The organism is Streptomyces sp. NBC_01260 (genome assembly GCF_036226405.1).
GTDB classification, from domain to species: domain Bacteria; phylum Actinomycetota; class Actinomycetes; order Streptomycetales; family Streptomycetaceae; genus Streptomyces; species Streptomyces laculatispora.
In genome coordinates this window covers 3,163,436-3,188,041 of sequence record NZ_CP108464.1, presented here as the reverse complement: position 1 = coordinate 3,188,041, position 24,606 = coordinate 3,163,436, and the positions used below count along the sequence as shown (strand labels likewise).

The window sequence follows — 24,606 nt, the reverse complement described above, 5'->3', positions numbered from 1 at the left end:
CGGACCGGACCGCACCGGCTCCGACCGGACCGGCCCTGACCTGACGGACACGACCCACGAGGAGCGCGGCACGGTGAGCGAGATCAGCGCGGGGGACGCGATGGCGACGGCCGCTTCGACGGTCGGCTGGCGCCGGGCGGGGATCGCCGGGGCCGCCATAGGTGTGATCGCGGCGGGCGCGGCGGCCGGTGTCGCGGTCGAGCGGCTGACGGTCGGCCGCGGGATGCGGAGGCGGGCCCGGCTGGCGCTGGACGCCACCGGACCCTACGGCTCGCTGCGCGGGCTGCCGGGCCGGGCCGCGGCCGACGACGGCACCGAGCTGTACTACGAGACCGACGAGATCGAACCCGGCGGCGGCACCGGCACGGGCGGTACGCCCCCCGGCGCCGCGGCCGGTCCGCGCAGCCGCCGGCTCTTCGGGCGCAAGGCCCCCGCCCCCGTCACGGTCGTCTTCAGCCACGGCTACTGCCTCAGCCAGGACTCCTGGCACTTCCAGCGCGCGGCCCTGCGCGGCCTCGTGCGCACGGTCCACTGGGACCAGCGCAGCCACGGCCGCTCGGAGCGCGGCCGGGCGCAGGCGCAGGGCGTCCACGTCGGCATCGACCAGCTCGGCCGCGACCTGAAGGCCGTGATCGACGCGGCCGCGCCCGAGGGCCCACTGGTGCTGGTCGGGCACTCCATGGGCGGCATGACGATCATGGCGCTCGCCGACCAGTACCCGGCCCTGTTCCGCGACCGGGTCGTCGCCGTCGCCTTCATCGGGACATCGAGCGGGAAGCTCGGCGAGGTCAGCTTCGGGCTGCCGGTGGCGGGCGTGAACGCGGTACGGCGGGTGCTGCCCGGGGTGCTGAAGGCGCTCGGCTCGCAGCCGGAGCTGGTGGAGCGCGGGAGGCGGGCGACCGCGGATCTGTTCGCGGGGCTGATCAAGCGGTACTCGTTCGGTTCGCGGGACGTGGACCCGGCGGTCGAGCGGTTCGCCGAGCGGCTCATCGAGTCCACACCGATCGATGTGGTCGCGGAGTTCTACCCGGCCTTCACCGAGTACGACAAGAGCGCCGCGCTGCCCCAGTTCCACGAGGTCCCGGTGCTGATCCTGGCGGGCGACAAGGACCTGGTGACACCCAGCTCGCACAGCGAGGCGATCGCGGACGAGCTGCCCGACGCGGAGCTGGTCATCGTGCCGGACGCCGGGCACCTGGTGATGCTGGAGCACCCGGAGACGGTGACGGACCGGCTGGCCGACCTGCTGGTGAGGGCGGGAGCCGTAACGGAATCCTCTAACGTTGGCGGGCATGGAAGCACCGCACAACAGCCCGGCGGCTGAGGTCGCCGAAGGCACCGCGCCGGGCACCGTCACCGTGAACCTGGCCGTCGAGTCCCCCGAACAGATGCGGGCCCTGGGCCGCCGGATCGCCGGTGTGCTGCGCCCCGGCGACCTCGTGATGCTCACCGGCGAGCTCGGCGCCGGCAAGACGACCCTGACCCGCGGCCTCGGCGAGGGCCTGGGGGTGCGCGGCGCCGTCACGTCCCCCACGTTCGTGATCGCCCGCGTCCACCCGGCGCTCGGCGACGGCCCGGCGCTGGTCCATGTCGACGCCTACCGCCTGGGCGGTGGGCTCGACGAGATGGAGGACCTGGACCTCGATGTGTCGCTGCCGGACTCGGTGGTGGTCGTCGAGTGGGGCGACGGCAAGGTCGAGGAGCTCTCGGAGGACCGGCTCCAGGTGCTGATCGACCGCGCGGTCGGTGACACGGACGACGAACGGCGCGCGGTGACGCTGGTGGGCGTGGGCGCACGCTGGGCGGAACTGGGGCTCGCGCCGTGGACCCCGTGGGTGGTGGACGGGGACGACGGGCCCGGTGAGGCCTGAGGAACTCCCCGAGGCCGTGAGCCGCGGCCCACTTTCCGACATGGTGTCGGCACATTGTTGCGCGGGGCGGGGCGGGCGTGGTGACATGGAGGGCGAGAGCAGGTTAGGTCTGCCTAACCGTGCCTTCCACCGGAGCCCCAGGAGGCGTCCATGCCTACATCCGAGCGTGAAGTGCAGCCGCCGCGGGCGGTATCGATGCAGGATCTGCTGGCCGCGGGGGCGGCGGCCGACGCGGTGTCCACCCCGCCGTGCGGAGTGCGTCCGCGGACGCCCGCGGAACCCGCGCCGCGGGAGGACGCGGTCCCGGACTCCGAGCACGCCTGAGGAAGCCCGCAAGCGTCGGGAGCGGCCTCGTTACGCGCCCGGGAGCGCATGGACCATGGACGGTCCAGCAGACGGACCTAGCGGACCACGACGACCTTCGTGCCGACCGTGGCGAACGTCCACACCGCGTTGCCGTCCGCACGGGACATCCGTACGCCGCCCGCCTTCAGCGTCCGGCCCGGGCTCTCCGTCGAGCCGTCCTGCGCGGCGCTGAAGCCGATGGACACGTCGTCGGTCGTCGCGAACCGCACCACGTGCTCGATCGGCACCCCGTCGGAGCCGGTGACGGTGCCGGAGCGTGAGGTGACCTCGTAGGTACCCGGAAGCGCGCTCACCGCACTCGGCGTGACCCTGAAGGTCCGCGTCGGCCTGTTCCTCGCGTCGACCAGCCACACCCGCCGCCCGCCCAGCGCGTACACCACCCGCATCCCCGCGCCCGAGGAGGCCGGAACCGTGAGCGGGTCCTTCCCGCCCTTCGGCTCGGGGTGGCCCGCCGCGGCCGGCGAACTGCTGGACGCCTCCGGCTGGGGGGCGAGGGTGGCGGGGGCGTTCGCCGATGCCTGGTAGGCCAGGAACCCGACCGCGACGACAGCCGCCGCGGTGAGCGCGGCCACGATTCCCGAGCTGACCCTTGCCACCGCGCGCGCCTCTTTCGCCGTTGGTAGTCGTACAGGCGTTTACACGTATTCCGCGTATGTCCGGTGACGGTAGCAGTCGTGACCTCCGCTGCCGGGACGCCGTACGGGGCGCGGTTGCCCCGCGCCGGAGCCGTAGGCTGTTTGCGTGCTCTTGCTCGCTATGGATACCGCCACCCCCGCCGTCACCGTCGCCCTGCACGACGGGACCCGTGTCGTCACCGAGTCCGGTCAGGTCGACGCCCGGAGGCACGGGGAGCTGCTGCTGCCCGCCGTCGACCGGGTCCTCGCCGCTGCCGGGGTGAAACTCGACGCCGTGACGGACGTGGTCGTCGGCGTCGGCCCCGGCCCGTACACCGGACTGCGGGTCGGCCTGGTGACGGCCGCGACGTTCGGGTCGGTGCTGTCCGTGCCCGTGCACGGAGTGTGCACCCTGGACGGTCTCGCGTACGCCGCCGGACAGGCCGGCATCGAGGGACCCTTCGCCGTCGCGACGGACGCCCGCCGCAAGGAGGTCTACTGGGCGCGGTACGAGGACCCCCGCACCCGGACCGGTGAACCCGCGGTCGACCGGCCCGCCGACATCGCCGCGCAGCTCGCCGGGGTCCCCGTGGTCGGCGCGGGCGCGGTGCTCTACCCCGACGCGTTCCCGGACGCGCGCGGCCCCGAGCACGTCGCGGCCGGCGCCCTGGCCGCCCTCGCCGCCGAACGCCTCGCCTCGGGCGCGGACATGCTGCCGCCGCAGCCGCTCTACCTCCGCAGGCCCGACGCGCAGGTCCCGAAGAACTACAAGGTGGTCACGCCGAAGTGACCACCGCGACCGCTGTACTGCGCGAGATGCGCTGGTGGGACATCGACCCGGTGCTCGACCTCGAACATGAGCTGTTCCCGGACGACGCCTGGTCACCCGGCATGTTCTGGTCCGAGCTGGCGCACGCCCGCGGCCCGCAGGCCACCCGCCGCTATGTGGTCGCCGAGGACCCGGTCACCGGCCGGATCGTCGGGTACGCGGGACTGGCAGCGGCCGGTGACCTCGCCGACGTCCAGACGATCGCCGTCTCCCGCGGCCACTGGGGCGGCGGCCTCGGCTCCGAGCTGCTGACCGATCTGCTGAAGCACGCCACGGCCTTCGAGTGCGCCGAGGTGCTCCTGGAGGTCCGGGTCGACAACACCCGGGCGCAGAAGCTGTACGAGCGCTTCGGCTTCGAACCGATCGGCTTCCGCCGCGGCTACTACCAGCCGGGCAACATCGACGCGCTCGTCATGCGCCTGCACGTACACGAAGAAGACGTACAGGCACCCGTACAAGAGACAGAGACTGACTGATGGCTGACGAACCGCTCGTACTCGGCATCGAGACCTCCTGCGACGAGACCGGCGTCGGCATCGTCCGCGGGACGACGCTGCTCGCCGACGCCGTCGCGTCCAGTGTCGACACGCACGCGCGCTTCGGCGGCGTCGTCCCGGAGATCGCCTCCCGCGCGCATCTGGAGGCGATGGTCCCGACCATCGAGCGCGCGCTGAAGGAGGCCGGGGTCAGCGGCCGCGACCTCGACGGCATCTCCGTCACCGCCGGTCCGGGACTCGCGGGCGCCCTGCTCGTCGGCGTCTCGGCGGCGAAGGCGTACGCGTACGCGCTGAACAAGCCGCTCTACGGGGTGAACCACCTGGCCTCGCACATCTGCGTCGACCAGCTGGAGCACGGCCCGCTGCCCGAGCCGACCATGGCGCTGCTCGTCAGCGGCGGGCACTCCTCGCTGCTGCTGGCGCCGGACATCACCAACGACGTACGGCCGCTGGGCGCGACCATCGACGACGCGGCGGGCGAGGCCTTCGACAAGATCGCCCGGGTGCTGCACCTCGGCTTCCCCGGCGGCCCGGTCATCGACCGCCTCGCGAAGGAGGGCGACCCGGAGGCCATCGCGTTCCCGCGCGGTCTGAGCGGCTCGCGCGACCCCGCGTACGACTTCTCCTTCTCCGGCCTGAAGACCTCCGTCGCCCGCTGGATCGAGGCGAAGCGCGCGGCGGGCGAGGAGGTGCCGGTACGGGACGTGGCGGCGTCCTTCCAGGAGGCCGTGGTGGACGTGCTCACCCGCAAGGCCGTCCGCGCCTGCAAGGACGAGGGCGTCGACCACCTGATGATCGGCGGCGGAGTCGCGGCCAACTCGCGGCTGCGGGCACTCGCCCAGGAGCGCTGCGAGCGGGCCGGCATCCGGCTGCGGGTGCCGCGGCCGGGGCTGTGCACCGACAACGGGGCGATGGTCGCGGCGCTGGGCGCGGAGATGGTGGCCCGCAACCGGCCGGCCTCGGACCTGGAGCTGTCGGCCGACTCCTCGCTGCCGGTCACCGAGACGCACGTACCGGGCAGCGCCCATGCCCATGCCCACACGCACGACCACGTGCACGAGATCAGCAAGGACAACCTCTACTCGTGAGCGCCGGGACCATCGCATTGATGTGGGAGGCCCGCGCCACCGAGGGCCGGGGCGCGGAACTGCTGGAGTGGGCGCGCGCCCGTGCGGGCGAGCTGGCGCGGCCGCCGCTGCGCAGCGAGCTGCTGCGCGCCCCGCAGGACCGGGTCCTGGTCGTCACCTGGTGGGAGGGCGCGTACGGCGACGAGCTGCCGGAGCTGCCCGAACCGGACGCGGGGATCGTCACCCGGCCGGTGCACCGCTGGCGCTTCGAGTCCCTCGGGTCAGCAGGCCGGTGATGATCGTCGCCCCGCCTTCGTGGCCGTCGAGCTGCGGACCGCGTCGCCGCTGCTGCGGCCCGGCCTGCTGCGGGGGCGGCCGGTCCTGACGGCGAACCTGTTCTGCCTGCTGCTCGGCTCGGGGCAGTTCGCCGCGTTCTACTTCGTCTCGCTCTGCCTCCAGCAGGTGTTCGGCTACGGACCGACCGCGGCCGGAGCCGCCTTCCTGCCGTTCTGTGTGGGCGTCGTCGCCGGTTCGGTGATCGCCACCCGTACGGTCGCCAGGCTCGGCACCCGGCGGCTGCTGGCGACCGGCGGCGCCCTCGCCGCGCTCGGCATCGCGGGCTTCGCGGCCACCGCGCGGGCGGACGGCACCTTCCTCACCTCGATCCTCGGTCCGTCCCTGGTCGCCTCCGTCGGCATCGGCATGTGCTTCGTACCGCTCGGCACCGCGGCCGCCACCGATGTCGTGCCCGGGGAGACCGGCATGGCCTCGGGTCCGCTGAACAGCTCCCGGCAGGTGGGCGGCTCGCTCGGACTCGCGGTCCTGGTGACGGTCGCCGCGCAGGTCACCGGGGGAGCGGCGGGCCGGGACGAACTGGTCCGGGGCTATGCGGCGGCCTTCTGGGTCGCCGCCGGACTGCTCGCGCTGGCGGCCCTGGCGGCGCTGGTGCTGCTCCCGGGCGACCGGGGAACCGGACCGGGAACCGTTCCGGTGGCCGGTCCGGAGAATTCTCAGAAGAATTCCGCGGGAGGTGTCGATCCGGCCGTGGCCCGTTCGACGCAGGGGTGAGAGCCGGGGAAAGCCCCCGTCCTCCCGACCGAGGAGTCACCATGCCGCGCTTCATGTCACTCATCCGCATCGACGAGCAGGCCGCCGCCGGATTCGAGCCCGACCCCGGCCTGGAGAAGCGGATGGGCGCCCTGTTCGAGGAGATCACCAATGCCGGGGTGATGCTGGAGACGGCCGGTCTCGCGCCGACCTCCCAGGCCACCCGCGTCCACTGGTCCGGGGGCAGGCTCAGTTACACCGACGGCCCCTTCACCGAGACCAAGGAGGTCGTCGGCGGATACGCCATCCTCCAGTGCAAGGACAAGGAGGAGGCGCTGGAGTGGACCAGGCGGTTCCTGCGGATTCACCCGGAGAGCTGGAGCGTCACCTCCGAGGTCCGCGCCATCGACGAAGGCTGAGCAGCAGCACTCGCACACCGGCCCGGCGCGCTTGCCGGGGCCCGGTGCGGCTGCTCTGATGGGTGGCCGTGACGGCAGCGAGCGCGGTTGAGACGGTGTTCAGGATCGAGTCCGCGCGGATCATCGCCGGTGTCGCCCGGATCGTGCGGGACGTGGGCATCGCCGAGGAGCTCGCGCAGGACGCCCTGGTCGCCGCGCTGGAGCAGTGGCCGGAGTCGGGTGTCCCGGACAATCCGGGAGCCTGGCTCATGGCCACCGCCAAGCACCGCGCCATCGACCTCGTACGCCGCCGCGAGACGTACGCCCGCAAGCTGTCCGCGATGGGCCGCGACCTGGACGGGGCGGGCCACGCCCCGGAGCCGGGACCGGCCGATCCGGACGACATCAATGACGACCTGCTGCGGCTGATCTTCACCTCCTGTCATCCGGTGCTCTCCACCGAGGCCCGGATCGCCCTCACCCTGCGGCTGCTGGGCGGCCTCACCACCGAGGAGATCGCCCGCGCCTTCCTCACCTCCGAGCCGACCGTCGCCCAGCGGATCGTCCGGGCCAAACGGACGCTCGGCCGGGCCGGCGTCCCCTTCGAGGTGCCGTACGGACCCGAGCGCGCCGCCCGGCTCGGCTCCGTGCTCGAAGTGATCTACCTCGTCTTCAACGAGGGCTACGCCGCGACCGCCGGGGACGACTGGCTGCGCCCGGCGCTCTGCGAGGACGCCCTGCGGCTGGCCCGGGTGCTGACCGGCCTGATGCCGCAGGAGCCCGAGGCGCACGGACTGGCCGCGCTGCTGGAGCTCCAGGCCTCGCGCACCGCCGCCAGGACCGGACCGGACGGCGCGCCGGTGCTGCTCGCGGACCAGAACCGGGCCCGCTGGGACCGGCTGCTGATCCGCCGCGGCTTCGCGGCCCTGCTCCGGGCGAGTGAAACGGCGAGCGGGGCGGCGAGCGGGACGGCGGGGCAGGCGCTGGGCCCGTACGCCCTGCAGGCCGCGATCGTCGCCTGCCACGCACGGGCGGCGCGGTACGAGGACACCGACTGGGCCGCCATCACGGCGCTCTACGACCGCCTCGCCGCCCTGACCCCGTCGCCGGTCGTCGAGCTCAACCGTGCCGTCGCCGTCTCCATGGCCGAGGGCCCGGCGGCCGGTCTGGTCCTGGTCGATGCCCTGGCCGCGGACCCCGCGCTCAAGGGCTACCACTTGCTGCCGAGCGTCCGCGGGGATCTGCTGGTGAGGATGGGGCGTACGGACGAGGCGCGCGCCGAGTTCGTACGAGCGGCGGAGCTGACCCGGAACGAACGGGAGCGGGCGATGCTGCTGGACCGGGCCGGCCGATGAGTTCCGGGCCCGCGACCGGTCTACCCCGTACGACCATCCGCACCACCGCGTGAGGAGAAGGACCATGCAGAAGATCACCACGTTCCTGTGGTTCGACCACGACCAGGCCGAGGAGGCCGCGGACCACTACATCTCGGTGATCGGCGGCGACTCCCGCGTCCTGGACGTGACCCGCTGGACCCCGTCGTCACCCGGCGAGGCGGGCGCCGTGATGACCGTGCGGTTCCAGCTGGCGGGCACCGAGTACATCGCGTTCAACGGCGGCCCCGAGTTCCCCTTCAGCGAGGCGGTCTCCCTCTCCGTCGACTGCGCGTCGCAGGAGGAGGCGGACGAGCTGTGGGACAGGCTCACCGCGGACGGCGGACAGGAGAGCCAGTGCGGCTGGCTCAAGGACAGGTTCGGCGTCTCCTGGCAGATCATCCCGCCCGGCCTCGGCGATGCCCTGACCGACCCGGACCCGGACAAGGCGGCCCGCGCCATGAAGGCGATGCTCGGCATGAAGCGGCTCGACATCGAGGCCCTGCGCAACGCCTGAGCCGCGGCCCCCGCGAACGGCGGCCGGCGACGGCCCGGCCGGCGACGGCGGCCCGGACCAGCAGGACGTACCGCACTCGGTAGGGTCTCGCCCATGTCCCGCCGTTCAGCGCTTCCCCCGCCACCGCCGCCCGTCGAGATACGCGCCTGGCCCGACCGGGGAGCGCTGCTCGCCGACCGGGCCCTGATCCTCGGCGAGCTGGTGAAGATGCACCTCGGTCCGGGGCGGCTCGGCCTGCTGTGGCTCTGGGGTGCGCTGGGCGCGCTCGGCTGGTCACTGGTCGGCGCGGCGCTCGTCACCCTGGAGGAGTCGTACGACGTCTTCAGCGCCTTCTTCGGCGTGGTCTTCCTCGTCCTGGGCGTGGGCTGCCTGGTACCGGCCGTGATCCTCGTCGTCGTCGGGCTGCGCCGCGACCGTGTGATCCGCCGACTGCTCGCGCAATGGGGGGAGTTGGACCGGGACCCGGTGGGTGACCGTGCGCTCAGGCTGCCCGGCACCAGTCTGGTCTGGCTGCTGGGTTCCTTCCTGCTGTGCGCGCTCGGGCTGTACGCCTGCGTCGCCGTTCCGGCCGGCGCGGTCCGGGGCGAGGACACCTACGGCCTGATGGCCCTCGTCATGGGTCTCGGGTTCATCGGCTGGCTCATCGGGCTGACCGGCGTCACCAAGGCGCTCCTGCACCGGCGTTGGGTGCTGCGGGTGCTGATCGGGGCGCCCGCGCCCGCGCCGCTGATCTCCTCCGGGGGAGGGGCGCACCGCTGACTCCGGTCCTATCCTTGGCGCGTACACGAAGGACTCAGGGGGAGGGCGTGTCATGGAGTGGTACTGGTGGTTGCTCATCATCTTCTGGACGGGCGGGTTCGGCTGGCTGGTCGACAACGGCCGTACCGCGCTGCGTAATCGGCACGCACGCAGGCTGGAACTGCTGGAGGCCGGCAGGCAGGAACGGCTGGCCGTCGAGGCGGCGCACAGGCCGCCGGAGCCGGTCTGCGGCTGCACGCACCACCTCGCCAAGCACGACAAGCAGGGCAAGTGCCATGAGCTGGTCGAGGTGCCGACCGCCTGGGACGAGCAGAAGAAGCCGGTCCGCTTCGAGTCGGGGCAGTGCAACTGCCAGCAGTACGTGGGCCCGCAGCCGCTCTCGCGGGTGTACGCCGACGAGCTCACCGATCTCGCGTAGGGCCCGGCCGGCCTCCGGCCCGCCGGGCGGCCCGCGCCGTCAGCCGAGACCGGCCTCCGGGCCGGTCACGGGGTGGCCGATCAGCATCGTCGGGGCGTCGGCGACCCGGGTCAGGAAGACGGTGGCCCTGTTCGGGCCCCGGAGCTTCATCTTCCTTCGCAGCTCCTCCGGTTCGACCGGGGAGCCGCGCTTCTTGACCGTCAGGACGCCGACCTCGCGCTCCCGCAGCAGCGCCTTCAGCCGCTTCGTGTTGAACGGGAGCTGATCGGTGATCTCGTACCCGGCGGTGTACGGGGAGTCGTACAGCTCGTCGCTCGTGACGTACGCGATCATCTCGTCGATCAGCCGGCCGTCGCACCGGTTCACGATGTCGGCGACCAGATGGGCCCGGATCACCGCGCCGTCCGGCTCGTACAGGTAGCGGCCGACCGGTCCGACCGGCGGGGCGGGCAGCACCGCCGGAGCCGACAGGGTGGCTCCGGACGGGAGCAGGGTGGCCCGGTACGCACCGGCCTCGAAGCCCTCGCCGAACCAGAGCACCGCCTCCTTCACCTCGCCGCCGTCCGAGATCCACTCGGCCTCCGCCTGCGGGCCGATCGCCTCGTGCGGGACTCCCGGGGCGATCTTCAGCGCAGCCCTGGGGGCCTTCAGCGCGGCGGCGGTCGCCCAGGAGAGAGGCGGGGAGTAGGCCTCCGGGTCGAAGATCCGGCCGCGGCCGCCCCGGCGGGCCGGGTCGACGAACACCGCGTCACAGGGCGAGGTGTCGATCTCCGTGACATCGGCGCACCGCACCTCGATCAGCTCTTCCAGGCCGAGCGCGACGGCGTTGGCCGCGGCCACCTCGGCGGTCAGCGGGTCGCGGTCCACGGCGAGGACGCGGATCCCGGCGCGGGCGAGGGCGATGGCGTCCCCGCCGATGCCGCAGCAGAGGTCGGCGACGCTGCGCACCCCGGTGCCCGCGAACCGTGCGGCGCGGTAGGCCGCCACCGAGGTGCGGGTCGCCTGCTCCACCCCGTTCGGCGTGAAGAACATCCGGTGCGCGTCCTCGGCGCCGAACTTCGCCACCGCCCGCTGCCGCAGCCGGGCCTGCCCCAGCGCCGCCGAGACGAGGGCGGCGGGGTGGCTGCGGCGCAGCCGGGTGGCGGTGGCGAGTTCCGTGGCGGGGTCGTAGGACCGCAGCCCGGCCAGCAACTCGGCGCCCTCCGGGGTGCGCAGGGCCAGGAAGCCGGCGATGGGGTCGGGGGTGCCGGACGGGTCGGGGGCGTCGGGCGGGCCGGTCGGGGCGAGAGCGTTCACCTGCCCCATTGTGAGCCAGCCGGGGGACCGTGCGGGGCCGGCGGCGGTGTCGGCCCGGGAGCCCGATCACGTACTGGCAGTATGCGGCGCAATGCAGCTTGTACGACAAAAGAGGGAATTTATCATGAAGAGGCGCAGACCGGGACAGGTGATGCAGGGGCCGGGCGGGACGGGGCGCGGGCGGGGACACCTGCGGCGCCGGTCCGGCCACGCGGTCCTGGCCGCGCTCCTGGTCGCCGCGGTCGGCTCCGGCTGCGGGGCCGGGACCGACAGCCGCACCGCCACCGGGGCCGGGCCGGGGGCCAAGGCCCTCGCCGGGCAGCCGGGCGGCCCGGCCGGGAACGCGGGGGCGGCGGGCACGCGTGCCGTGCAGGCCGAGAAGGCGCGCCTCGCCCAGGCCGCCCGCGTGGTCGCCGCCAAGAAGTGGGGCCTGGCGGGCACGCCGCTGGCCGCGCCCGCCCCGCCCGCCGTGAAGCCGCACATCACCACCCGCAAGGGCTTCGAGGTCGAGGGCGGTGACGACTCGCTGCCGCCGGTCTTCACCACGGTCCCGACCGAGAAGAAGATCGTCTTCCTGACGATGGACGACGGGGACGACAAGGACCCCGAACTGCTGCGGATGATGTCGGACCTGAACATCCCGTACAGCGCGTTCCTCAGCGACTACCTGGTGCGCGACGACTACGCCTACTTCAAGGACGCGCAGTCCCGTGGCGTCACCCTCAACAACCACACGCTCCACCACCGTTACCTGCCCGGTCTCTCCCACGACGAGCAGAAGCGGGAGATCTGCGACCAGCAGGACATCATCGAGAAGCAGTTCGGCAGCCGCCCCCGGCTCTTCCGGCCGCCGTACGGCAACTACAACGGCGACACGCTCCGGATCGCCAAGTCCTGCGGCATCACCGCCGTACCCCTGTGGTCGGAGGAGGCCTTCCCCGACCACATGGAGTGGCGGGAGGAGGACCAGGACCTGCACCCCGGAGACATCATCCTCACGCACTTCCGCGGCCAGAAGGAATGGAAGGGCTCCATGCCCGACCTGGTCCGGGCCGTCATGAAGGTCATCACGGACAAGGGATACGCCGTGGCCCGGCTGGAGGACTACGTATGAGAAGGGCGCACCGGCTGCTGGCCGGACTGCTGGTCGCCGGTGCGCTCCTGACCGCCACCACCGGCTGTGCGCAGTCGGTGGACCCGATCGAACGGCTGGGCCGCAAGGCGGCGCAGCGGGTGAACCGGCCGCCGCATGCGCCGGCGGCGCGGCCGGCGGAGGTGCGCGGTGACCACGGGGCACCGGGCTCGATGGTCGTCGTCGCCTGCGGCCGGGCTCCGGAGTTGGGCCGCGCCCGGCGCTCGTTCCCGCCGGCGCACTGGTGGCCGGGCGGCCCGGCACCGCGCGACGGTGCGGGCCCGGGGGCGTGGTGCACGCGCCGTTGACATCAGGAACGGTCCGCAGGGGCCGGGCGTTCTCCCTGCGGCGGGGCCGGTTCGAGCCGGTCCGGGCCGTGGCGTCCTGCGACATGGGCGCCACGAGGGGCGTGAATTGGCACTCCGCTTGACCGAGTGCTAACCGCGGTCATAGTCTCAGTGCTGGCACTCCCCACTGGGGAGTGCCAGCAGTACTGTGCGACCGGCAGGTCCGGCACCCGCGACGACGGGCCCACCTGGTCGCCACCCAAAGACTGTTAACCCCGTGAGATCTCCGAAGGGGGAGACCGGATCGTGTCGACCAGCACCAAGGTTGCGATCAAGCCGCTCGAGGACCGCATTGTGGTCCAGCCGCTCGACGCCGAGCAGACCACGGCCTCCGGCCTGGTCATTCCGGACACTGCCAAGGAGAAGCCCCAGGAGGGCGTCGTCCTGGCCGTGGGCCCGGGCCGCTTCGAGAACGGCGAGCGCCTTCCGCTCGACGTCAATACCGGCGATGTCGTGCTGTACAGCAAGTACGGCGGCACCGAGGTGAAGTACAACGGCGAGGAGTACCTCGTTCTCTCGGCTCGCGACGTGCTCGCGATCATCGAGAAGTAATTCACCCACGTTTGCTTCTGTTCTGCGCCCCTGGCCCCCTGCGAAATAACTAGCCGGGCGGCGAGGGGCGCAGTTCTTGTTTTGAGAGGACAGTTCAGCTCCATGGCGAAGATCCTGAAGTTCGACGAGGACGCCCGTCGCGCCCTCGAGCGCGGCGTCAACAAGCTTGCCGACACGGTGAAGGTGACGATCGGCCCCAAGGGCCGCAACGTCGTCATCGACAAGAAGTTCGGTGCGCCCACCATCACCAACGACGGTGTCACCATCGCGCGCGAGGTCGAGCTGGATGACCCGTACGAGAACCTCGGTGCCCAGCTGGTGAAGGAGGTGGCGACCAAGACCAACGACGTTGCGGGTGACGGTACGACCACCGCCACCGTGCTCGCCCAGGCGCTCGTCCGCGAGGGCCTGCGCAACGTGGCCGCGGGCGCGTCCCCGGCCGCCCTGAAGAAGGGCATCGACGCCGCGGTCAAGGCCGTGTCCGAGGAGCTCCTCGCGACCGCCCGCCCGATCGACGACAAGTCCGACATCGCCGCCGTGGCCGCGCTCTCCGCGCAGGACAGCCAGGTCGGCGACCTCATCGCGGACGCGATGGACAAGGTCGGCAAGGACGGTGTCATCACCGTCGAGGAGTCCAACACCTTCGGTCTGGACCTTGAGTTCACCGAGGGCATGGCCTTCGACAAGGGTTACCTGTCCCCGTACATGGTGACCGACCAGGAGCGTATGGAGGCCGTCCTCGACGACCCGTACATCCTGATCCACCAGGGCAAGATCGGCTCGATCCAGGAGCTGCTGCCGCTCCTGGAGAAGGTCATCCAGGCCGGTGCCTCCAAGCCGCTGCTGATCATCGCCGAGGACGTCGAGGGCGAGGCCCTGTCGACCCTGGTCGTCAACAAGATCCGTGGCACCTTCAACGCCGTCGCGGTGAAGGCCCCGGGCTTCGGTGACCGCCGCAAGGCCATGCTCGGCGACATCGCCACCCTCACCGGTGCGACCGTCATCGCCGAAGAGGTCGGCCTCAAGCTCGACCAGGCCGGTCTGGACGTGCTGGGCACCGCCCGTCGCGTCACCGTCTCCAAGGACGACACGACCATCGTCGACGGCGGCGGCAAGTCCGACGAGGTCGCGGGCCGCGTCAACCAGATCAAGGCCGAGATCGAGTCCACGGACTCCGACTGGGACCGCGAGAAGCTCCAGGAGCGCCTGGCGAAGCTGGCCGGCGGTGTCTGCGTGATCCGCGTCGGTGCGGCCACCGAGGTGGAGCTCAAGGAGAAGAAGCACCGTCTGGAGGACGCCATCTCCGCGACCCGCGCCGCGGTCGAGGAGGGCATCGTCTCCGGTGGTGGCTCCGCTCTGGTCCACGCCGTCAAGGTCCTTGAGGGCAACCTCGGCAAGACCGGCGACGAGGCCACCGGTGTCGCGGTCGTGCGCCGCGCCGCCGTCGAGCCGCTCCGCTGGATCGCCGAGAACGCGGGCCTTGAGGGCTACGTCATCACCTCGAAGGTCTCCGAGCTCGACAAGGGCCAGGGCTTCAACGCCGCGACCGGCGAGTACGGCGACCTGGTGAAGGCCGGCGTCATCGACCCGGTCAAGGTCACCCGCTCCGCGCTGGAGAACGCCGCGTCCATCGCGTCGCTGCTGCTCACGACCGAGACCCTGGTCGTCGAGAAGCCGGCCGAGGAAGAGGCCGAGGCCGGTCACGGCCACGGTCACTCGCACTAGCGTGTAGCTCCCCGCGCAAGCGGTGAGGCCCGGTACCCCGCGAGGGGTACCGGGCCTTTTGCATGGGACGTGGGACGTGGGGCGTGGGACGTGGGCCGTGGGACCGGCCGGGGAGGGCTACGCCGAGCGGAACAGCGCGTCCCCGTGGACCGGGTCCGCGAACGGGCGGCCGCTCGCGAACCGTTCCAGCTCGTCCAGCGCCTGGTCCGCCATCCGGTGCAGCTCGTTGCCGAGCGAGCCCGCGACGTGCGGAGTCAGCAGCACGTTCGGCAGGTCGTAGAACGGCGAGGACGTACGGGGCGGATCGGGATGCGTCACATCCAGCACCGCGTGCAGCCGGCCGCTCGTCAGCTCGGGAAGCAGCGCGTCCTCGTCGACCAGCGAGCCCCGCGCGGTGTTGATCAGCGTCGCGCCCGCCGGCATCGCGGCCAACTGGGCGGCGCCGATGAGGTGGTGCGTCTCCGGGAGCTGCGGGGCGTGCACCGAGACCACGGAGCTGCGCGCGCACAGCTCGTCGAGCGTGGCGAGGCGGACACCCAGCCCCGCGGCCCGTTCCGCGCCGACGTAGGGGTCGTACAGCAGGACGTCCAGATCGAAGGGGCGCAGCAGCTCGATCACCCGGCGGCCGATGCGGGAGGCCCCGACGATGCCGATCGTGCGGCGGTAGTTGCCGGTGCCGTCCAGTTCGGCGAGCCAGTCGTGGTCGGCGCGCAGGGCGCGGTAGCGGTCCGCGGAGTGCAGGACGCGCTTGCCCGCGAAGAGGATCGCGGCGAGGGTGAACTCGGCGACCGGCAGGGCGTTGGCCCCGGCCGCCGAGGTGACGGCGATGCCGCGTTCCCAGCAGGCGTCGGTGATGTGGTGCTTGACCGAGCCGGCCGCGTGCACCACCGCGCGCAGCCGCGGTGCGGCGGCCAGCACCGGCGCGGTGAGCGGTGTCGCTCCCCAGCAGGTGAACAGCACCTCGGCCTCGGCGAGCGCGGCGGCCACCTCGGGCGTCGGGTCGGCCAGGTCGTGGGCGACGAGACGGGTGTCCGTACGGGTGAGGGCGGCCAGCCGGGCGTGGTGGCGTTCGGCGAGGAGGCGTCCGGCGATGCCGGGGCCCATCGCGAGCAGGGCCCGGGGCCGGTTGTCAGTGGCGTGCGGCATGGTGGAACTCGTACTCCTCGGGGCTCGCGTGGACGGTCACTTGACGCTGCCGGCGGTCAGGCCCGCCTTCCAGTGCCGCTGCAGGGAGACGAAGGCGACGATCAGCGGGATGACGGCGAGGAGGGACCCGGTGACGACGAGGGGGTAGAAGCTCGGCTCGCCATGGGTGTTGGTGTTCCACGAGTACAGCCCGAGGCTGAGCGGGAACAGCTTGCGGTCCGAGAGCATCACGAGGGGGAGGAAGAAGTTGTTCCAGATCGCGGTGAACTGGAAGAGGAAGACGGTCACGAACCCCGGCATGACCATGGGCAGACCGACGGACCAGAAGGTGCGCAGCTCACCCGCCCCGTCGATACGGGCCGCCTCCAGGGCCTCGTTCGGTATGTACCCCGAGCAGAACACCCGGGCGAGATACACGCCGAACGGGTTGACCAGCACCGGGATCAGCACCGACCAGTAGGTGTTGACCAGACCGACCTTGGACGCCAGCAGGTACATCGGCAGGGCGAGTGCCGTGGTGGGCACCAGCACACCCATCAGCACCAGGCCGAACAGCTGGTCCTTGCCCCGGAACGTGTACTTGTCGAAGGCGTACCCCGCGGCGACGCAGATCAGCGAGCAGACGAGCGCGCCACCGCCCGCGTAGCCGAGGCTGTTGAGGTACCAGCGGAAGTAGATGCCGTCACCGTAGGAGGCCAGGTTCGACAGGTTCTCGCCGAGGTTGAAGCCGTCGAAGGAGAACGCGTTGCCGGCGAGCAGGCCGCCGGTGTCCTTGGTGGCGGCGGTGACCAGCCAGACGAGCGGGAAGAGCATGTAGACGACGGCGAGCAGCAGGAAACCGTTGACCGCGGTCTTCGACATCCAGCGGCCGCGGGAGGCGGGGGAACTCATGCTTTCTTGCCCTTCCGGCCGGTGAAGCGGGTGACGACGAAGGACAGCAGCGCGGCGGTGAGAGCCAGCAGGATGGAGGCGGCCGCGGCGAGGCCGTAGTCGTTGCGTTCAAAGGCCGCGGTGTACGCGTACATGTTCGGCGTCCAGGTGGAGGAGACGGCGGAGCCCGTCCCCTTGTTGAGGATCAGTGGTTCGGTGAAGAGCTGGAGCGAGCCGATGACGGTGAACAGCGCGACCATCACGACCGAGGCGCGGATCAGCGGGACCTTGATGGCGATCGCGACGCGCCAGGCGCCCGCGCCGTCGACCGTGGCCGCTTCGAGCACGGAGCGGTCGATGGCCTGCAACGCGGCGTAGAAGATCACCATGTTGTAGCCGAGCCACTCCCACAGCGCGATGTTGACGACGGAGGGCAGTGCCCCGTCGGGCGAGAAGAAGTCGAAGCCGATTCCGCCGGACTCCATGGCGCTGACCACCGGGCTGAGCTGCGGTGTGTAGAGGTACACCCAGATCAGCGCGGCGATGATGCCGGGCACGGCGTGCGGCAGGAACAGCGCGAGCTGGAAGAACCGGCGGGCGCGGGCCAGCGTGGAGTCCAGCAGCAGGGCGAGGGCGAGGGCCCCGACGAGCAGCAGCGGAATGTAGAACAGGCAGTATCCGAGGAGTACGCCGAAGCCCTCGCGGAACGCCCGGTCACCCAGGGCCGCCGTGTAGTTGTCGAGCCCGCTGAAGACGGTCTCGGTGCCGCCGAAGCCCAGGCCGGACTGCTTCTCGGTGAACAGGCTGAGCCAGACCGCGTATCCGATCGGCAGCACCATGGCCAAGGTGAACAGTACGAAGAAGGGCCCCAGCAGGATGGCGGCGGCTCTGGTTGTCCGGGCGTGCCTCATCAGCCTGCGTCCTCGACCTTCAGACCGCGCTTCTTCAGCTCGGCGACCGTGGCGTCGTGCCCGGCCTTCACCGCGTCCTCGACGGTCGTGCCGCCGCTCGCGACCTTGCCGAACTGGTCCTTCATCGTGGTGTTCGTGGTGCCGGTCGTCGGGCCCCAGCTCCAGTTCGGGCCGATGGACGTCGCGGCCTCCTCGAACACCTGGTAGATGTCCTCGCCGCCGTAGAAGTCGGCGTCGAACGCCTTCTTCGCGACCGGGCGCAGGGACGCCGCGGCCGGGAACGCGCTCGAAGTGCCGGACTCGATACGGGCCTTGATGCCGTCCTCGGTGGTCGACATCCAGGTGGCGAACTCGACCGCCGCCTTCGCCTTCTTGCTGGTCTTCGTCACCGCGAAGGTGGAGCCGCCGAGCATGCCGCTGGCCGGCTTGCCGTCCCAGCTGGGCATCGGGGCGACGGCCCACTTGCCGCTCTGCTCGGGCAGGGTGCCCTTGAGGACGCCCGCGCCCCAGGCCGCGCCGAGGTAGCCGACGGTGCCGCCGTTCTTGAGGGAGTTGGTCCATTCGGGGCTGAACGAGGCGTTGGCGCGGATCAGGTCGTCGTCGAGCAGACCCTGCCAGTAGTCGGCGACCTTGCCGGTGGCCGCGTCGGTGGTGTTGACCTTCCAGGTGTCGCCCTCGGGCTTGTACCACTGCGCACCGGCCTGCCAGGCCATCGCCTGGAACGTGGTCGGGTCATCGGGGAAGAAGGTGCCGATTCGGGCCTTCTTGTCAGCCTTCTTGACCTTCTCGGCGGCCTTGCGGAACTCGTCCCAGGTCTTGGGGACCTCGACGCCGTACTTCTTGAACAGGTCCTTGCGGTAGTAGAAGGACTGCGGCGAGGCGTCGAAGGGGACGGCCCAGTTCTTGCCGCCGAGCGTCGTCAGCTCCACCGCCTGGGGCAGCAGCTTCTTGCGGATGTCCTCGGTGAAGTACTGGCCGATGTCCTGGAGCGCGCCCTGGCTGACGTACTCCGGGAGCTGCGGGTACTCGATGGAGACCAGATCGGGGGCGTTGCCCGCCTTCACGGCGTTGGAGATCTTGGCGTAGCCGCCGGCGTTGCCGGACGGGATCTCCTCGTAGACCACCTTGATGTTCTTGTGCGAGGCGTTGAACGCGTCAACGACCTCCTTGGACCCCTTGGTCCAGCCCCAGAAGGTGATGCTGACGGGCTTGCCGTCGCTTCCGGCGGCGGACGTGTCGTCACCGCCGCCGCCGCAGGCCGTGAGAACGGCGAGGGCGGTGGCGGCGCCGACTACGGCGAGGGACGTTCTGCTCGAACTGCGGCTCACAGCGAGGCTCCTGAACAGGCGGCGACATTGGCGTTGGCCGTGATCCTTGGACCAGCCGTGACCGAAGTCAAGAGCGAAAGAGCGATTGATCGAAAAAAGATCAAAAGCGTTGTGAACGGAGACGGTACGAAGGCGTACGGGGGCCACCCTCCGGATGCGCCCGGGAGTGCCTGCGGAAGCGTCTGCGGAAGGGCCTAGGGAAGCGGCGCTCCGCAGGAGTCCCTGACCCGGAGCTGCGGAAGCAGCGTCAGGTGCCGGCGGGGCGCACCGGCCTCCTGGCCGAGCCGTTCCACCAGCAGTTCCGTCGCATGGCGGCCCACCTCGCGCTTCGGCGGCGCCACGGCGGTGAGCGGGGTGTCCGCGAGCGCCGCCACCTCGTCGTCGTACGCGATCAGCGCCAGGTCCTGCGGCACGCGCACGCCCAGCTCGGACAGGCGCTGCACCACCTGGATGGCGTCCACGTCGTTGTGGATCAGCGCGGCCGTCGCCACTCCGGAGCCGACGGCCTCGCGAAGCGCCTGAACGGCCTCCTCGAAGGCCTCCGGGGCCTGTTCGGCCGGAACGGACTCGATCACGTCCTGGGGTACGCGCAGCCCGAGCGCGGCCAGGGCCTCCGCGTATCCGGAGCGCACCGCGAGGGCGGTCGGGGAGTCCGCGCGGGCCATCAGCAGCGGCGCCCCGTGCCCGAGGCGCACCAGGTGGCGTACGGCCAGCAGCACCCCGTGCCCGTGGTCCGAGCAGACCCGGTCCAGACCGTCCAGCGGAGAGCCGGCGGTGGGCCTGCGCTCCAGCAGCACGGTCGGCACGGGCAGTGAGCTGATCCAGTCCCCGAACGCGGAGGGGTCGCCCGGATGCTGCCAGCCGGGCGCGACCAGCAGCCCTTCGGCGCCCGCGGAGAGCAGCCCCTGGGTGCGGGCGTGGTCCTCCTGCGGCCGGTAGTCGGAGATCCGCAGGATCAGCCGGGCCCCCGCCCGCGCGGCGGCCTCGTGGGCGCCGCGGATCACCTCGGCGAAGTAGTACGTCGCGGAGGGCGCGAGCATGCCGAGGACCAGGCCGCTGCCCGCGCTGCCGGGCCCGGCGGGGACGGTGTCCTGCGGCCAGGACACCGAGCCGTGGACCCGGTCGAGCAGGCCGCGGCCGGCCAGTTCCTCGACGTCCCGGCGCACCGTGACGGGCGAGACCCCCAGCTGCGAGGCCAGGTCCGACACCCGGGCGGAGCCCCGGTCCCGCACCAGCCCGAGCAGGCGGTCATGACGTTCAGCAGCACTCTCGCGCACGGCGGCAGTCCCCTCGCAGTGTGTGGCCCGGCCCGCGGCCCGGCCGGTACCGGAGCCGGTGTCCGACCCTAGACCCAACGTGATCGAACGATGGGAGTTTCGATCATTCAAACGTAATCCATTGACGTTCGATCAATCCAAGTCCAGGATTCCCGGCGATGCCGATCGGGCCGTTCGCGGCCCGTCCCGTCCCTGACTGTTCGTACGGAGGAATTGTGAGACATCGCGTCACCGCCGCGGCGCTCGCGGCCCTGACGGCCGCCGCCGGTCTGACCCTCGCAGGACCGAGCGCCGCGCAGGCGGCACCCGCCGGCCGCACCTTCCACGTGGACTGCGCCGCGTCCCCTCAGGGCGCCACCGGCAGCAGGCAGCACCCCTGGACCACCCTCGCCGAGGCCAACGCGCACACCTACGGCCCAGGCGACCGGCTGCTGTTCAAACGAGGCGCCACCTGCACCGGCACCCTCGCCCCCACGGGCGCCGGCTCCTCCCGCGCACCGTTCACCATCGCGGACTACGGCAGCGGCCCGGACCGCGCCGAGCTCGACGGTGCGGGCGCCCACGACACCGTCCTGCTCTCCAACACGCAGTACGTGCACCTCAGGGCCCTGGAGATCACCAACGCCGACCACCCCGGCAGCGAGCGCAACGGCGTCCGCCTCCTCCTCACCGACTACGGGGTGGCCCGCGGCTTCGACATCTCCGGCCTGTACATCCACGACGTGCGCGGCGGCGACTTCAAGACCGTGTCCGGCTCCAGCGCGATCCACATCGCCGTCGAGGGCACCGCGAAGGCCAGCCGGTACGACGGCCTGGACATCGGCGACAACCGCATCGAGGACGTCGACCGCGAGGGCATCTACTTCAAGTCGACCTTCTCCAGGCGCGATCTGGTCGGCGGGCAGCAGGACCCGGACGTCTACCCGGGCGAGTGGACCCCCAGCACCGGAGTCCGCATCCACCACAACACGCTCACGTCGCTGGCCGGTGACGGCATGAAGCTCGACACCACCAGCGGTGCCCGGGTCGACCACAACCGGGTCGACGGCTTCCAGCTCCGCTCGCCCTCCGCCAACGCGGGCATCTGGACCTTCAACACCGACGACACCACCGTCGAGTACAACGAGGTCTCGGGCGGCGGCAACACCCACGACGGGATGTCCTTCGACGCCGACGGCGCCTCGCGGAACACCGTCTTCCAGTACAACCACAGCCACGACAACAAGGGCGGCTTCCTGCTGATCTGCCCGTACGACGGCGCGAAGACCATCGGCACCGTCGCCCGGTACAACGTCAGCCGCGACGACGGGGCCCGCCTCATCCAGAACTGCTGGGGCCCGATCCTCGGCACCGAGATCTACAACAACACCTTCCACAACAAGGAGCAGATCCCCGGATACCTCGTCCAGGACGACGCCGGCAGCCCCGCCACCACCCAGCACGAACTGTCCGTCCGCAACAACGTCTTCGTCAGCGAGGGCACCGGCGGCTACGCCTTCAAGAACCCGACTCCCGGGCTCTCCTTCGACCACAACGCCTTCTACGGCATCGACATGACCCGCCCCGACACCGGCGGCATCACCGCCGACCCGAGGCTCCGGACCGACTTCCGGCTCGGCGCGGGCTCGCCCGCCCTCGCCGCCGGAGCCGTCATCGAGAACAACGGCGGCAAGGACTACTTCGGCAACCGGCTGAAGCCCGGCGCCCCCAACATCGGCGCCTACGCGGGCCGCGGCGTGCGGTAACCGACCGCTCACTGAGGTCCGTACTTGCGGCCTGTCTTGGAGGTCACCCCTCCGAGCAGGCCGCGCGGCGTCACCTTGACCAGCCCCATCAGCGCCTTGTACCGCGGATCCGGGACCGAGACCGACTTGCCGCGCGCCAGGTCCGCCAGGGCCGCCGACACCAGCTTGTCGGCGTCGAGCCACATCCAGCCCGGAATGTTGCCGGTGCCCATGCCGGCCCGCTGATGGAACTCCGTCCGGACGAAGCCGGGGCAGAGCGCCATCAGCCGCACACCCGAGCCCGCCAGGTCCTTGGCCGCGCCCTGGGTGAACTGCACGACCCACGCCTTGGAGGCCCCGTACGTACCGCGCGGCACGAACGCCGCCACCGAGGCCACGTTCACGACGCCGCCCCTGCCGCGCTCCTTCATCCCGGCCGCGGCCGCCGAGGTCAGCCGCAGAACCGCCTCGCAGTGCACCTTCAGCATGGCCAGCTCATCGGCCATGGGGACGTCCAGATAACTGCCCTTGTTGCCGAACCCGGCGTTGTTGACCAGCAGATCGACGGACGCCAGCCGATCGCCCAGCCGCGCCTCGACCGCCGCGATCCCGTCGTCCGTGGACAGGTCCGCGGGCAGTACCTCGGCCTCGATGCCGTGCCGGTCGTGCAGCTCGGTGGCCTGCTCCCGCAGCCGCTCGGTGTCGCGGGCCACCAGGACCAGGTTGTGCCCCTCGGCGGCGAGCCGCCGCGCGAAGGCGGCCCCGATGCCCGCGGTCGCGCCCGTAATCAGTGCAGTCGTCATACGCGGCACGGTAGTGCCCCCCGCGAGCCCGCGGCCGACCGACCGGCGCTCCCCGCTCACCGCTGCCGCGCCGCGTACTCCCGCGCCCTCCTCAGCGGCTCGGGGTGCAGCGCCTCCCCGGCCGGGAGCAGGAGCGGCAGCAGCTCCTGCCGGGTCGTCACGGCCCGGAACTGGAGCTCCACCGTGACGTCGTGGTCCGGCCGGTGAACGATCTCCACCGGGTCACCGGACCGGATCGCGCCCGGGGCGATCACCCGCAGATACGCGCCGGGGGCGGCCGCCCGCGTGTACCGCTTGACCCATTGCCTCTCGTCGAGGTGGCCCGCGAAGGTACGGCACGGAATGCGGCCCGACGTGATCTCCAGGACCAGGTCGGGGCCGATCCGCCAGCGCTCGCCGATCAGCGCGCCCCTGACGTCCACCCCGCCCGTGGTCAGGTTCTCGCCGAAGCTGCCGTTGGGCAGCGGGCGCCCCAGCTCCCGCTCCCACCGGTCCAGTTCCTCGCGGGCGAAGGCGTACACCGCCTGGTTCGAGCCACCGTGAAAACGCAGGTCGCAGACGGCGTCCCCGGCCAGACCGCTGCCACCGATGCCCTCCGGACCGGGGTCGGTGACCTGTACGGGGCCGTCGGCCGGGTGCTTGCCGATCCCGGTCACGCCGCCCGGGGAGTCGGTGTACGGCACGGCCACGGGCCGGCCCGTGTTCACGGTCAGCACTCTCATCGCGTCCATCCCCGCACGCTAACGAACACTGGCTCAAAGTCGCACACGAATAATTCGCACCTTCTCCAAGAATCTCTTATATTTGAAGAGTGATCGAAGCCCGTCATCTCCGCGTCCTGCGAGCCGTGTCCACCACCGGCTCCTTCTCCGCCGCAGCCCGCGAACTGGGCTGCACACAGCCCGCGGTCAGCCAGCAGATGAAGGCCCTGGAGGCCTCCGCCGGCACCACGCTGCTCATCCGGACCGGGCGTGAGATGCGGCTGACGCAGGCGGGCGAGGCGCTCGTGCGGCATGCCTCGGGCATCCTCGCCGGGCTCACCGCCGCCGAGGAGGAGGTCGCCGCGATCGCCGGTCTGCGGGCCGGCCGGGTCCGGCTGGTGTCCTTCCCGAGCGGCAGCTCCACCCTGGTCCCGGGCGCCCTCGCGGCGCTGCGGGCCGCCCACCCCGGCACCCGGGTCTCCCTGGTCGAGGCCGAGCCGCCCCACTCGGTGGAGATGCTGCGTGACGGCGACTGCGACATCGCCCTGGCCTTCCGGTACGGCACGCAGGGCGCCGAGTGGGACGACCTGGTGGTGCGCCCGCTGCTCACCGACCGACTGATCGGCCTGCTCCCCGACGTCCACCTCCTGGCGGACCGGCCGGCGGTGGACATCGCCGAACTCGCCGGTGAATCGTGGATCGCGGGCTGCCCGCGCTGCCGCCGGCAGCTGGTGGAGGTCTGCGAGGAGTCCGGCTTCACCCCCCGGATCGACTTCGCGACCGACGACTACCCGGCGGTGATCGGCCTGGTCGGCGCGGGACTGGGGGTGGCTGTGCTGCCGGAGCTGGCGATCGAGTCGGTGCGCCCCCGGGGCGCCCGGACCGTCACCGTGGAGCCGGCCATCGAGCGCGAGATCGTCGCGCTGACCCTGCCCGATCTGGCGCAGGTCCCGGCGGTGGCGGCCACTCTGGACCAGCTGGCGCTGGCGGCCGCCCGTTGAGCGGACCGCGGCGCGTGCAGCGTGCGTAGCGCGTGCG

The 24,606-nt window shown here is 71.7% G+C and carries 27 protein-coding genes and 1 pseudogene; 19 read left to right on the top strand and 9 right to left on the bottom strand.

All coding sequences use genetic code 11. The features are described 5' to 3' along the window. The first annotated feature begins 73 nt into the window (after positions 1-73). The 3 genes from OG322_RS13720 (at position 74) to OG322_RS13710 (ending at position 2,195) form a co-directional block, all read left to right on the top strand. On the top strand, positions 74-1,324 hold the full coding sequence (locus OG322_RS13720) for an alpha/beta fold hydrolase (RefSeq protein ID WP_123461096.1): 1,251 nt from the start codon (positions 74-76) through the stop codon (positions 1,322-1,324). Beyond that, the gene (gene tsaE / locus OG322_RS13715) at positions 1,293-1,871 is read left to right on the top strand and encodes a tRNA (adenosine(37)-N6)-threonylcarbamoyltransferase complex ATPase subunit type 1 TsaE (RefSeq protein ID WP_123461097.1); all 579 of its coding nucleotides are present in this window, start codon (positions 1,293-1,295) and stop codon (positions 1,869-1,871) included. Before OG322_RS13720 ends, tsaE begins: the two co-directional genes overlap by 32 nt. Before the next feature lie 150 nt (positions 1,872-2,021). Next, positions 2,022-2,195, top strand: coding sequence for a hypothetical protein (locus tag OG322_RS13710; protein WP_164494381.1), 174 nt, complete (start codon positions 2,022-2,024; stop codon positions 2,193-2,195). Positions 2,196-2,272: 77 nt separating this feature from the next. Here the strand turns inward: OG322_RS13710 and OG322_RS13705 are convergent, their stop codons facing one another. Then, positions 2,273-2,809: a L,D-transpeptidase gene (locus OG322_RS13705; protein WP_123461098.1), complete on the bottom strand. Its 537-nt coding sequence runs from the start codon at positions 2,807-2,809 to the stop codon at positions 2,273-2,275. Between the two features lie 184 nt (positions 2,810-2,993). Here OG322_RS13705 and tsaB point away from each other — a divergent pair, with 184 nt between their 5' ends. The 10 genes and pseudogenes from tsaB to OG322_RS13655 all read left to right on the top strand — a co-directional run bounded on the left by tsaB (position 2,994) and on the right by OG322_RS13655 (position 9,756). Beyond that, positions 2,994-3,641, top strand: a complete 648-nt coding sequence (gene tsaB, locus OG322_RS13700) for a tRNA (adenosine(37)-N6)-threonylcarbamoyltransferase complex dimerization subunit type 1 TsaB (protein ID WP_124285280.1) — start codon at positions 2,994-2,996, stop codon at positions 3,639-3,641. Then, positions 3,638-4,156: a ribosomal protein S18-alanine N-acetyltransferase gene (rimI, locus tag OG322_RS13695; protein ID WP_123461100.1), complete on the top strand. Its 519-nt coding sequence runs from the start codon at positions 3,638-3,640 to the stop codon at positions 4,154-4,156. The genes tsaB and rimI overlap by 4 nt, the downstream gene beginning before the upstream one ends. Next, positions 4,156-5,265 carry a tRNA (adenosine(37)-N6)-threonylcarbamoyltransferase complex transferase subunit TsaD gene (gene tsaD / locus OG322_RS13690; RefSeq protein WP_266411188.1) on the top strand — a complete coding sequence of 370 codons (1,110 nt, stop codon included), beginning with the start codon at positions 4,156-4,158 and terminating at the stop codon, positions 5,263-5,265. Before rimI ends, tsaD begins: the two co-directional genes overlap by 1 nt. Further along, a complete protein-coding gene (locus OG322_RS13685; protein WP_123461102.1) occupies positions 5,262-5,540 on the top strand; it encodes a hypothetical protein in 279 nt (92 codons plus the stop codon). Before tsaD ends, OG322_RS13685 begins: the two co-directional genes overlap by 4 nt. A 13-nt stretch (positions 5,541-5,553) precedes the next feature. Next, positions 5,554-6,312, top strand: a pseudogene (locus OG322_RS13680) (MFS transporter); the annotation flags it as partial. 41 nt (positions 6,313-6,353) lie between these two features. Then, the gene (locus tag OG322_RS13675) at positions 6,354-6,710 is read left to right on the top strand and encodes a YciI family protein (protein WP_123461103.1); all 357 of its coding nucleotides are present in this window, start codon (positions 6,354-6,356) and stop codon (positions 6,708-6,710) included. 68 nt (positions 6,711-6,778) lie between these two features. Next, positions 6,779-8,044 carry an RNA polymerase sigma factor gene (locus tag OG322_RS13670; RefSeq protein WP_266411185.1) on the top strand — a complete coding sequence of 422 codons (1,266 nt, stop codon included), beginning with the start codon at positions 6,779-6,781 and terminating at the stop codon, positions 8,042-8,044. A 64-nt stretch (positions 8,045-8,108) separates the two neighbouring features. Further along, the gene (locus tag OG322_RS13665; protein ID WP_123461105.1) at positions 8,109-8,579 is read left to right on the top strand and encodes a VOC family protein; all 471 of its coding nucleotides are present in this window, start codon (positions 8,109-8,111) and stop codon (positions 8,577-8,579) included. Between the two features lie 93 nt (positions 8,580-8,672). Continuing rightward, a complete protein-coding gene (locus OG322_RS13660) occupies positions 8,673-9,338 on the top strand; it encodes a hypothetical protein (protein ID WP_124284802.1) in 666 nt (221 codons plus the stop codon). 52 nt (positions 9,339-9,390) lie between these two features. Next, the gene (locus OG322_RS13655) at positions 9,391-9,756 is read left to right on the top strand and encodes a hypothetical protein (RefSeq protein ID WP_123461107.1); all 366 of its coding nucleotides are present in this window, start codon (positions 9,391-9,393) and stop codon (positions 9,754-9,756) included. 39 nt (positions 9,757-9,795) lie between these two features. Here the strand turns inward: OG322_RS13655 and OG322_RS13650 are convergent, their stop codons facing one another. Beyond that, positions 9,796-11,061 (bottom strand): THUMP-like domain-containing protein, encoded by a 1,266-nt coding sequence (locus OG322_RS13650; protein ID WP_329306466.1) that lies wholly within the window; start codon positions 11,059-11,061, stop codon positions 9,796-9,798. A 142-nt stretch (positions 11,062-11,203) separates the two neighbouring features. Here OG322_RS13650 and OG322_RS13645 point away from each other — a divergent pair, with 142 nt between their 5' ends. From OG322_RS13645 to groL, 4 genes are all read left to right on the top strand, one after another. Further along, complete coding sequence (locus tag OG322_RS13645; protein WP_124285281.1) at positions 11,204-12,166, top strand: polysaccharide deacetylase family protein; 963 nt, start codon at positions 11,204-11,206, stop codon at positions 12,164-12,166. Further along, positions 12,163-12,492 (top strand): hypothetical protein, encoded by a 330-nt coding sequence (locus OG322_RS13640; RefSeq protein ID WP_123461109.1) that lies wholly within the window; start codon positions 12,163-12,165, stop codon positions 12,490-12,492. Before OG322_RS13645 ends, OG322_RS13640 begins: the two co-directional genes overlap by 4 nt. A 282-nt stretch (positions 12,493-12,774) precedes the next feature. Further along, on the top strand, positions 12,775-13,083 hold the full coding sequence (groES, locus tag OG322_RS13635) for a co-chaperone GroES (protein ID WP_123461110.1): 309 nt from the start codon (positions 12,775-12,777) through the stop codon (positions 13,081-13,083). 102 nt (positions 13,084-13,185) lie between these two features. After that, complete coding sequence (groL, locus tag OG322_RS13630; RefSeq protein ID WP_123461111.1) at positions 13,186-14,808, top strand: chaperonin GroEL; 1,623 nt, start codon at positions 13,186-13,188, stop codon at positions 14,806-14,808. A gap of 117 nt (positions 14,809-14,925) precedes the next feature. Here groL and OG322_RS13625 read toward each other — a convergent pair whose 3' ends face one another. From OG322_RS13625 to OG322_RS13605, 5 genes are all read right to left on the bottom strand, one after another. Then, positions 14,926-15,954, bottom strand: coding sequence for a hydroxyacid dehydrogenase (locus OG322_RS13625; protein ID WP_124284804.1), 1,029 nt, complete (start codon positions 15,952-15,954; stop codon positions 14,926-14,928). 36 nt (positions 15,955-15,990) lie between these two features. Further along, positions 15,991-16,845, bottom strand: coding sequence for a carbohydrate ABC transporter permease (locus tag OG322_RS13620; protein WP_123461113.1), 855 nt, complete (start codon positions 16,843-16,845; stop codon positions 15,991-15,993). Next, complete coding sequence (locus OG322_RS13615) at positions 16,842-17,735, bottom strand: carbohydrate ABC transporter permease (protein ID WP_123461114.1); 894 nt, start codon at positions 17,733-17,735, stop codon at positions 16,842-16,844. The genes OG322_RS13620 and OG322_RS13615 overlap by 4 nt, the downstream gene beginning before the upstream one ends. After that, the gene (locus OG322_RS13610) at positions 17,735-19,063 is read right to left on the bottom strand and encodes an ABC transporter substrate-binding protein (protein ID WP_266411183.1); all 1,329 of its coding nucleotides are present in this window, start codon (positions 19,061-19,063) and stop codon (positions 17,735-17,737) included. The genes OG322_RS13615 and OG322_RS13610 overlap by 1 nt, the downstream gene beginning before the upstream one ends. A 194-nt stretch (positions 19,064-19,257) precedes the next feature. Beyond that, a complete protein-coding gene (locus tag OG322_RS13605; protein WP_123461116.1) occupies positions 19,258-20,340 on the bottom strand; it encodes a substrate-binding domain-containing protein in 1,083 nt (360 codons plus the stop codon). Positions 20,341-20,555: 215 nt separating this feature from the next. On the opposite strand from OG322_RS13605, the gene OG322_RS13600 reads away from it, so the two are divergent. After that, a complete protein-coding gene (locus OG322_RS13600; RefSeq protein WP_164494382.1) occupies positions 20,556-22,085 on the top strand; it encodes a right-handed parallel beta-helix repeat-containing protein in 1,530 nt (509 codons plus the stop codon). 8 nt (positions 22,086-22,093) lie between these two features. On the opposite strand, the gene OG322_RS13595 is transcribed toward OG322_RS13600, so the two are convergent. After that, positions 22,094-22,867 (bottom strand): SDR family NAD(P)-dependent oxidoreductase, encoded by a 774-nt coding sequence (locus tag OG322_RS13595; protein ID WP_123461118.1) that lies wholly within the window; start codon positions 22,865-22,867, stop codon positions 22,094-22,096. A 56-nt stretch (positions 22,868-22,923) separates the two neighbouring features. Continuing rightward, positions 22,924-23,589, bottom strand: a complete 666-nt coding sequence (locus OG322_RS13590) for an MOSC domain-containing protein (RefSeq protein WP_123461119.1) — start codon at positions 23,587-23,589, stop codon at positions 22,924-22,926. A gap of 89 nt (positions 23,590-23,678) precedes the next feature. Between OG322_RS13590 and OG322_RS13585 the strand changes: the two genes are divergently transcribed. Next, a complete protein-coding gene (locus OG322_RS13585) occupies positions 23,679-24,569 on the top strand; it encodes a LysR family transcriptional regulator (RefSeq protein ID WP_329306465.1) in 891 nt (296 codons plus the stop codon). The last annotated feature ends 37 nt before the right edge of the window (positions 24,570-24,606 follow it).